This window comes from Streptomyces sp. 2P-4, assembly GCF_030167965.1.
In the GTDB taxonomy this organism is placed as follows: Bacteria; Actinomycetota; Actinomycetes; order Streptomycetales; family Streptomycetaceae; genus Streptomyces; species Streptomyces globosus_A.
Genome location: NZ_CP095011.1, coordinates 719,987 through 729,954 on the forward strand (window position 1 = coordinate 719,987; position 9,968 = coordinate 729,954).

The 9,968-nt window shown below is 72.0% G+C and carries 1 protein-coding gene; it reads right to left on the minus strand.

Features of this window, described 5'->3' with window-relative positions; genetic code table 11:
- Positions 1 to 48: 48 nt before the first annotated feature.
- Complete coding sequence (locus MUK52_RS03010) at positions 49 to 9,957, minus strand: SDR family NAD(P)-dependent oxidoreductase (RefSeq protein WP_284574477.1); 9,909 nt, start codon at positions 9,955 to 9,957, stop codon at positions 49 to 51.
- Between the last annotated feature and the right edge of the window lie 11 nt (positions 9,958 to 9,968).

Genomic DNA, 9,968 nt, shown 5'->3' on the forward strand with positions numbered 1-9,968 from the left:
GCCTTCCTACAGCGATGGAGAAGAGGTGAAAGACGACAGACGGCCGGATCAGCGGTCGTTCAGACGGCCGAGCTCGTTGTCGATGAACGCGAGCACTTCGTCGGTGGTGGCGGATTCGATCCGCTCCGCGACATCGGCGGAGGCGGAGTCCTCGTCGCCGGCTCGCCACTTCTCCACGAGGTGGCGCAGCCGGAGGGAGACCGCCGCGCGGGTGTGTTCGTCGGGATCGGCCGCGGTCAAGGCGGCGTCCAGCCGGTCGAGTTCGGCGAGGAGGGCGTACTGCTCGTCGCGGTCGCCCCGGTGTTCGTGAAGCAGGGTGGCCAGCAGGTACTCGGCCAGGTCGTTCGGCGTCGGGTAGTCGAAGACGAGGGTGGCGGGCAGGCGCAGGCCGGTGACGGCCGTGAGCCCGTTGCGCAGCTCCAGCGCGGTGAGGGAGTCGACGCCGAGGTCTTTGAACTCCGTTCCTGCGTCGACGGCCTGGGCTGATGTGTGCCGGAGCACGGCCGCCGCCTCTGCCTGCACGAGTTCCCGTACGTGCCGCAGCCGCTCGCCTTCTCGCAGTTCCCGGAGCCGGGCGGCGAGCATGTCCTGGGTGCCGGCCGCGGGGCCGCCGGCGGCGGCCTGCCGCTTGGCGCTCTTGATGAGGCCGCGCAGCAGCGGCGGCACTTCGCCGCGCATCCGGGGTGCGCCCGTGCCGGACATCCGGCCGAGGGGGACGAGGTAGGGCAGATCGGTGGCCATCGCCGCATCCAGGAGCGCCAGCCCCTGCTCCACGGAGAGCGGCGGAACACCCGAGGCTGCGATCCGCTGCCGGTCCGCCTCGGACAGTGTCGCCGTCATACCACCCGACGGCGCCCACGCACCCCACGCCAGCGACTGCCCCGCCAGACCCAGACCACGGCGATACGCCGCCAACGCATCCAGGAAGACGTTCGCCGCCGCGTAATTGCCCTGACCCGCCGAACCCATCACACCCGAGACCGACGAGAACAACACAAACGCCGACAGATCCATCCCACGGGTCAGCTCGTGCAGATGCCAGGCCGCATCCACCTTCGGACGCAACACCCCCGACAACCGCTCAGCCGTCAACGACGTCACCACACCGTCATCCAGCACACCGGCGGCGTGAACCACCGCCGACAACCCGACCCCCGCCAACACCTCCGCCAGCGCATCCCGATCCGCCACATCACACGCCACCACCGACACATCCGCACCGGAAGCAGCCAACTCATCCCGCAACTCCACCGCACCCGGAGCACCCAGCCCCCGACGCGACACCAACAGCAAACTCCGCACCCCATGCACCGACACCAGATGCCGAGCCACCTCACGACCCAGACCACCCGTACCACCCGTCACCAGCACAGTCCCGTCCCCCAACGGCGACCCCACCACACCGAGCGACGACTCCACCCGACCCAGCCGCGGCACGTACACGACACCGCCCCGCACGAGAACCTGCGACTCCCCTGCCGCGAGCACCTGTGCAAGGGACAGCTCGGAGTCGTCGTCGACGTCCACGAGGAGGAAGCGGCCCGGGTTCTCCGACTCCGCGGCCCGCACCAGGCCCCACACCGCGGCGCCCGCCAGATCGGCCCCCGACACCGCACCCCGCGTCACGAACACCAGACGCGCGCCCTCAGGCCCCGCCAGCAACTCCTGTACCGCGGCCAACACACGAACACACGCCGCGTGCACGGCCTCCGGCGCATCACCACCGGACACGGGGAAGACCGTGAGCGCCGCGTCGTCGGCTGCGGAAGCTCCGGTCCCGTCCGCGGGAATCCAGTCCAGGCGCAGCAGCCCGTCGCGCCCCGGCACCGTCTCGGCCGGCCTCGCAGGGGCCCCGAGACGCAGCTCCGCCACGGACAGGACCGGCCCGCCCTCGGCGTCCGCCAGCTCGACGGCCAGAAGGTCCTCTCCCGTCGGCGCGATGCGGGCCCGTACCACCGACGCGCCCGCCGCGTGCAGCGACACCCCGCGCCAGGACACCGGCACCAGCTCCCGCTCGCCCGTCGCCGCCCGCACCACCTCGGCCAGCAACGCCGGGTGCAGACCGTAGAGCCCGGCGTCCTCGGCGCGACCCGGCAGGGCGGCGTCGACCAACGTCCCGTCACCGATCGGCTTGACCTCGGCCGGCTCGCGCGTCAGACGTCCGGTGGCGTGGCAGGTCCACGGGCCGTCGGCAGTCTCCTCGGGGCGTGTGTAGCAGCCGACCGTACGGGCCCCGGTCTCGTCGGGAGCTCCGACCGTCACCTGGACCGCCACGGCCCCCGTGCCGGGGAGGACGAGCGGCTGGTCCGTGAGGGCCAGTTCTGCGATGTGCTCACAGCCGGCCTGTTCCCCGGCTCGCAGCACCATCTCCAGCAGACCCTCGCTCGGGAGGACGGCCGCCCCGTCGGCGAGGTGGCCGTCGAGCCACGGCAGCGCCGCCGTGGTCAGCCGGCCGGTGAGCAGCACGCTGCCGCCGGAGTCGGCGGGCGTCACGGCGGCGCCCAGGAGGGCGTGCCCGGTCGCCGCGAGGCCGGCGCCGGCCACGTCGCCCGTACGGACGGCCGGAACGGGCCAGTATCGCTCGCGCTGGAAGGCGTACGTCGGCAGGTCCACCCGCCGGGCGCCGGTGTCCTCGTACAGGCGCGTCCAGTCCACCGCGACGCCCGCGCAGAAGAGCCGCGCCAGCCCTTCGAGGAGGGTGTCCTCCTCCTCCCGGCCCTTGCGCAGAACCGGGGTGAACACGATGCCCTGCGGGTCCTCGCTACTCAGGACCTCCTGGGCGAGGGCGGTCAGCACGCCGTCCGGGCCGAGCTCGGCGAAGGCGGTGGCGCCCGCCGTGTGCAGGGCCCGTACACCGTCGGCGAACCGTACGGTCTCGCGGACGTGCCGCACCCAGTACTCCGGATCGCGCACCAGGTCGGCATCCACGGCCATCGGGATCCGCGGCGCGGAGAACGACAGCCCGGACACCACCGCACGGAAATCGTCCAGCATCGGATCCATCAACGGCGAGTGGAACGCATGCGACACCCGCAGCCGGGTCGTCTTGCGGCCCATGCCGCGGAAGTGCACGCCAATCCTCTCGACGGCATCCTCGGCACCCGAAACGACCAGGGAGGACGGTCCGTTGACGGCGGCAACCGACACGGACTCACCCAGCAGCGGACCGACTTCCTCCTCCGTCGCCTGGACAGCGAGCATCGCACCGCCCCCGGGCAGCGCCTGCATCAGCCGACCACGCGCCGACACCAGCACACACGCATCCGCCAGCGACAACACCCCGGCCACATGCGCAGCCGCCACCTCACCCACCGAATGCCCGGCCACAAAACTCGGCCGCACACCCAACGACTCCACCAACCGGAACAACGCCACCTCGACCGCGAACAACGCCGCCTGCGCACACGCCGTCCCGTTCAGCGCCGCCTCGTCACCACCCCACACCACATCCCGAACCGGAACATCCAACTCCGCACACACCGCGTCAAACGCCGCCGCAAACACCGGAAAACGGGCATACAACTCCCGCCCCATCCCCAACCGCTGCGACCCCTGACCCGAGAACAGCACCGCCAGCGACCGCTCGCGTGCCACCCCCCGGGCGATCTCGACACCGTCCACCAGCACCGCCCGGTGCGCGAACCGCGCCCGCGAAGCGGCCAGCGAGAAGCCCACGTCCAGCCCGGATCCGGCGACGCCCGCCAGTCTCCCCAGCTGCGCGTCGAGCGCCTGCTCCGACCTGCCCGACACCACCCAGGGCGCCACGGTCTTCGCATCGGACGGTTCCGCGAGTGAAGGGACGGACTGCTCCAGGACGACGTGCGCGTTGGTGCCGCTGAGGCCGAAGGAGGAGACACCCGCCCGCCACGGCCGCGCCGCTTCGGGCCAGGCCGTGTTCTCGGTGAGGAGGTCGATGGCGCCCGCCGACCAGTCGACGTGACGGGACGGCGCATCCACGTGCAGGGTGCGCGGCAGCACACCCTCCCGCATCGCCATGACCATCTTGATCACACCCGCCACACCCGCCGCGGCCTGCGTATGACCGATGTTCGACTTCACCGACCCGAGCAGAAGCGGCCGACCCGCCTCCCCCCGCTCCCGGCCATACGTGGCCAACAGCGCCTGGGCCTCGATCGGGTCACCCAGCGGCGTACCCGTCCCGTGCCCCTCCACCACATCCACGTCCGCCGGCGACAGACCCGCCGACGCAAGCGCCTGACGGATCACCCGCTGCTGCGACGGCCCGTTCGGCGCGGTCAGGCCGTTCGACGCACCGTCCTGGTTCACGGCCGAGCCACGGACCACGGCCAGCACCTCGTGCCCGTTGCGCCGGGCGTCCGAAAGCCGCTCCAGAACCAGTACGCCCACCCCCTCGGACCAGCCGGTGCCGTCGGCGGCATCCGCGAACGCCTTGCACCGCCCGTCCCCCGCCAGCCCGCCCTGCCGGCTGAAGCCGAGGAAGCTCATCGGCGTGGACAGAACGGTGACACCGCCGGCGAGGGCGAGCGAGGACTCGCCGCTGCGCAGGGACTGGGCGGCCAGGTGCAGGGCCACGAGGGAGGAGGAGCAGGCGGTGTCCACGGTCACGGCGGGGCCTTCGAGTCCGAAGGCGTAGGACACCCGCCCCGAGATAACGCTGTTCGCCAGACCCGTGCTGGCGTGGCCCTCGACATCCTCGCGCGAGTTCATGACGAGCGACGCGTAGTCCTGGCCGGTGGTACCCACGAACACGCCGGTCCGGCTGCCGCGCAGCCGGGTGGCATCGATCCCGGCCCTCTCGAACGCCTCCCAGGAGGTCTCCAGCAGGAGCCGCTGCTGGGGGTCCATGGCAAGGGCCTCGCGGGGCGAGATCCCGAAGAATCCGGCGTCGAAGTCACCGAGTGTGGAGAGGAATCCGCCGCGCCGGGCCGCGCTGGCTCCCCGGTTGCCGGTGGTGCTGTCACCGAAGAGAGCGGCCAGGTCCCAGCCCCGGTCGGTGGGGAAGTCCGTCATCCCTTCCCGGCCTTCGAGGAGCATACGGAACAGGGCCTCCGGTGTGTCCACGCCGCCGGGCATCCGGCAGGCCATGCCGACGATCGCGATCGGTTCGTCGGCTGCGGGCACCTTCGGGCCGTCCGTGTCCACGGCCTGCTGCCGGCCGAGGAGTTCGGCGAGGAGGTGGGCGGCGAGGGCGGTGGGGGTGGGGTAGTCGAAGACGAGGGTGGCGGGCAGCCGCAGGCCGGTGACGTGGCCGAGCCGGTTGCGGAGTTCGAGTGCGGTGAGGGAGTCGACGCCGAGGTCCTTGAACTCCCGCTCCGCGTCGACCGTCGTGCCCGGCGTGTGGCCGAGCACTCCGGCCGCTTCGGTGCGTACGAGGTCCAGCACGTGCCGGAGCCGTTCCTCCTCGGCCAGGGCGTCGAGCCGAAGCCCGAGCGCACCGGCGGTCGCCGACACGGCCGTCCGGCGGGCGCCCTTGAACAGCCCGCGGAAGAGCGGCGGTATGTCGGTCCCCGGGCGTGGCCCGGTTCCGGTGGCGAGCCGGCCGAGGGGGACGAGGTAGGGCAGGTCGGTGGCCATCGCCGCATCCAGGAGCGCCAGCCCCTGCTCCACGGAGAGCGGCGGAACACCGGAGGCTGCGATCCGCTGCCGGTCCGCCTCGGACAGTGTCGCCGTCATACCACCCGACGGCGCCCACGCACCCCACGCCAGCGACTGCCCCGCCAGACCCAGACCACGGCGATACGCCGCCAACGCATCCAGGAAGACGTTCGCCGCCGCGTAATTGCCCTGACCCGCCGAACCCATCACACCCGAGATCGACGAGAACAACACGAACGCCGACAGATCCATCCCACGGGTCAGCTCGTGCAGATGCCAGGCCGCATCCACCTTCGGACGCAACACCCCCGACAACCGCTCAGCCGTCAACGACGTCACCACACCGTCATCCAGCACACCGGCGGCGTGAACCACCGCCGACAACCCGACCCCCGCCAACACCTCCGCCAGCGCATCCCGGTCCGCCACATCACACGCCACCACCGACACATCCACACTGGAAGCAACCAGCTCATCCCGCAACTCCACCGCACCCGGAGCCTCCAGCCCCCGACGCGACACCAACAACAGACGCCGCACCCCGTGAACAGCCACCAGATGCCGGGCCACCTCACGACCCAGACCACCCGTACCACCCGTCACCAGCACAGTCCCGTCCCCCAACGGCGACCCCACCACACCGAGCGACGACTCCACCCGACCCAGCCGCGGCACGTACACGACACCGCCCCGGACCCGCACGTGGGGCTCGGCTGCCGCGAGGACCCGGGCGACCGGCCACTCCCCGTCGTCCTCGACGTCGACGAGCAGGAAGCGACCCGGGTTCTCCGACTCCGCCGCCCGCACGAGACCCGAGACAGCGGCTCCGGCCAGGTCCCCCCGTACCACGACGGCCAGGCGGGCGTCCGTCGGCCGATCCCCCGCCAGCCATTCCTGCAGAGCAGCCAGTACACGAGCACAGACTTCGTGCACCGCTTCGGCCGTCTCGCCGCCCTCGACACGCAGAACCGTCGGCCCCGCGTCGTCGGCAGCGGCAGCCGCCGACACATCGGCGGGCACCCAGTCGAGGCGCAGCAGCCCTTCCCGCAGCAGTGCGGGCCCGGCCGGCGCCGCAGGAGCGCCGAGGGCCAACTCCTCAACCGTCAGCACCGGCACGCCCTCGGCGTCCACCAGCACAAGCGAGACGCAGTCCTCAGCCGTACGCCCGATCCGCGCCCGCACGACCGACGCGCCCACGGCGTGCAGCACGACCCCGCGCCAGGACACCGGCACGAGCTCCCGCTCGCGCGCCGCCGCCCGCACCACCTCGGCCAGCAACGCCGGGTGCAGACCGAAGCGGTCCGCCTCCCGCGCCGCCTCACCGGACAGCGTGAACTCCTCGTCAGCGCCTGCCAGGTCCGTCGTCGGCCGCTCGGGAGCGGGTACGAGCATGCCGGTCGCGTGCTCCGTCCACCCCCCGCCGTCGACCCGCGAGAAGAACGCGACCGTACGGGCGCCCGTCTCATCGGGCTCCCCCACCCGCACCTGGACCATGACACTGCCGTCCACGGGCAGGGAGAGGGGGGTGGTGTGCACGAGGCGTTCGACCCGGTCGCAGCCGACGTGGTCGCCGACGCGAAGTGCCAGTTCCAGCAGCCCGGTCGCCGGCGTCGTCTGCCCCGTCAGCCAGGGCTGCGCGTGGGTCGAGAGGCGGCTGGTGAAGACCACGCCTTCCGACTGGGCGAGCGGAAGGACCGCTCCGAGCATGGGGTGGGCGTCGGCGATCAGTCCGGCCGCGGTGACGTCACCGGCATCCGGCGTGAGTGCGGGCCAGTAGCGCTCGTGCTGGAAGGCGTACGTCGGCAGGTCGACGCCACGCGCGCCCGTGCCGTCGTACAGACGTGCCCAGTCGACCGCCACGCCCGCGCAGAAGAGTCGCGCCAGCCCGTCGACGAGCGCCCGCTCCTCACCCCGCCCCTTGCGCAGCACCGGGACGGCGACCTCGGCCTCCACACTCAACTGGGCCAGCGCACACAGACTCCCGTCCGGACCCAACTCAAGAAAAGCGTCGACGCCCTGCTCCGCCAGCGAACGCACCACGTCGGCAAACCGCACCGTCTCCCGCACATGCCGCACCCAGTACTCCGGATCACACACCAGGTCGGCATCCGTCGCCATCGCGATCTCCGGAGCGGAGAACGACAGCCCGGACACCACCGCACGGAACTCGTCCAGCATCGGATCCATCAACGGCGAGTGGAACGCATGCGACACCCGCAGCCGGGTCGTCTTGCGGCCCATGCCGCGGAAGTGCACGGCGATCTTCTCGACGGCGTCCTCGGCGCCGGAAACGACCAGGGAGGACGGTCCGTTGACGGCGGCAACCGACACGGTCTCACCCAGCAGCGGACCGACTTCCTCCTCCGTCGCCTGGACAGCGAGCATCGCACCGCCCCCGGGCAGCGCCTGCATCAGCCGACCACGCGCCGACACCAGCACACACGCATCCGCCAGCGACAACACCCCGGCCACATGCGCAGCCGCCACCTCACCCACCGAATGCCCGGCCACAAAACCCGGCCGCACACCCAACGACTCCACCAACCGGAACAACGCCACCTCGACCGCGAACAACGCCGCCTGCGCACACGCCGTCCCGTTCAGCGCCGCCTCGTCACCACCCCACACCACATCCCGAACCGGAACATCCAACTCCGCACACACCGCGTCAAACGCCGCCGCAAACACCGGAAAACGGGCATACAACTCCCGCCCCATCCCCAACCGCTGCGACCCCTGACCCGAGAACAGGAAAGCCAGCGACCGCTCGCGTGCGACCCCCCGGGCGATCTCGACACCGTCCACCAGCACCGCCCGGTGCGCGAACCGCGCCCGCGAAGCGGCCAGCGAGAAGCCCACGTCGAGCGGGGAACCCGTGATCCCGGTGAGCCGTTCCAGCTGGGCGTCCAGGGCGGACGCCGACTTGCCCGACACCAGCCACGGGGCGAGCACCCCGGTGTCCGAGGGGGTGGCGGCCGGTTCGGCGGGGGCTTCCTCCAGCACCACGTGCGCGTTCGTCCCGCTGATGCCGAACGAGGACACGCCCGCCCGGCGCAGGCGTTCACCGGACGGCCAGCGGACGGCCTCCGTCAGCAGCCGCACGCCGCCCGCCGACCAGTCGACGTGGCGGGACGGCACGTCCACGTGCAGGGTGCGCGGCAGCACGCCCTCCCGCATCGCCATGACCATCTTGATCACACCCGCCACACCCGCCGCGGCCTGCGTATGACCGATGTTCGACTTCACCGACCCGAGCAGAAGCGGCCGACCCGCCTCCCCCCGCTCCCGGCCATACGTGGCCAACAGCGCCTGGGCCTCGATCGGGTCACCCAGCGGCGTACCCGTCCCGTGCCCCTCCACCACATCCACGTCCGCCGGCGACAGACCCGCCGACGCAAGCGCCTGACGGATCACCCGCTGCTGCGACGGCCCGTTCGGCGCGGTGAAGCCGTTGCTGGCGCCGTCCTGGTTCACGGCGGAGCCACGGACGACGCCGAGCACGCGCCGCCCGTTGCGTACGGCGTCCGACAGGCGTTCCAGGACGAGTACGCCCACGCCCTCGGACCAGCCGGTGCCGTCGGCGGCGTCGGCGAACGCCTTGCACCGCCCGTCCCCCGCCAGCCCGCCCTGCCGGCTGAACTCCATGAGGGAGCCGGGCGTGGACATGATGTTCACTCCGCCGGCCAGGGCCAGTGAGCATTCGCCCGCCCGGAGGGCCTGGACGGCCCAGTGCAGGGCGACGAGGGACGACGAGCAGGCGGTGTCCACGGTCACCGCCGGGCCTTCCAGGCCCAGCTGGTAGGCGAGCCGGCCGGAGACGGCACTGGCGGCGATGCCGGTGCCGATGTCCCCGGTGGCGTCGTCGAGGGACCGGACGAGGAGGTAGGCGTAGTCCTGGCCGTTGGTGCCCATGAAGACGCCGGTCCGGCTGCCGCGCAGCCGGGACGGATCGATTGCGGCCCGTTCGAACGCCTCCCAGGAGGTCTCCAGCAGCAGCCGCTGCTGGGGGTCCATCGACACGGCCTCCCGCGGCGAGATGCCGAAGAAGTCCGCGTCGAAGCCGGCCACGTCGTCGAGGAACCCGCCGCCACGGCTCACGCCGTGGCCGCGGGAGTCGACTCCGGCGCCGCGCAGGGCGTCGAGGTCCCAGCCCCGGTCGGCCGGGAAGTCCGACATGGCGTCGGTTCCGGCGGCGACGAGGTCCCACAGGTCCTCGGGCGAGTGGACCCCGCCCGGGTAGCGGCAGCCCATGGCCACGACGGCGATGGGTTCGGTGGCTGCGGCGACCAGGTTCAGGTTCTGGCGCCGCAGCCGCTCGGTCTCCTTCATCGAGGACCGGAGCGCTTCGACGACCTTGTCGTGGGGCGTGGGCGTGGCCATGTTCTGCTCCG

Excerpts from the sequence above, each read along its gene's own strand:
- MUK52_RS03010 (WP_284574477.1), bottom strand. The coding sequence starts at position 9,957 with ATGGCCACGCCCACGCCCCACGACAAGGTCGTCGAAGCGCTCCGGTCC.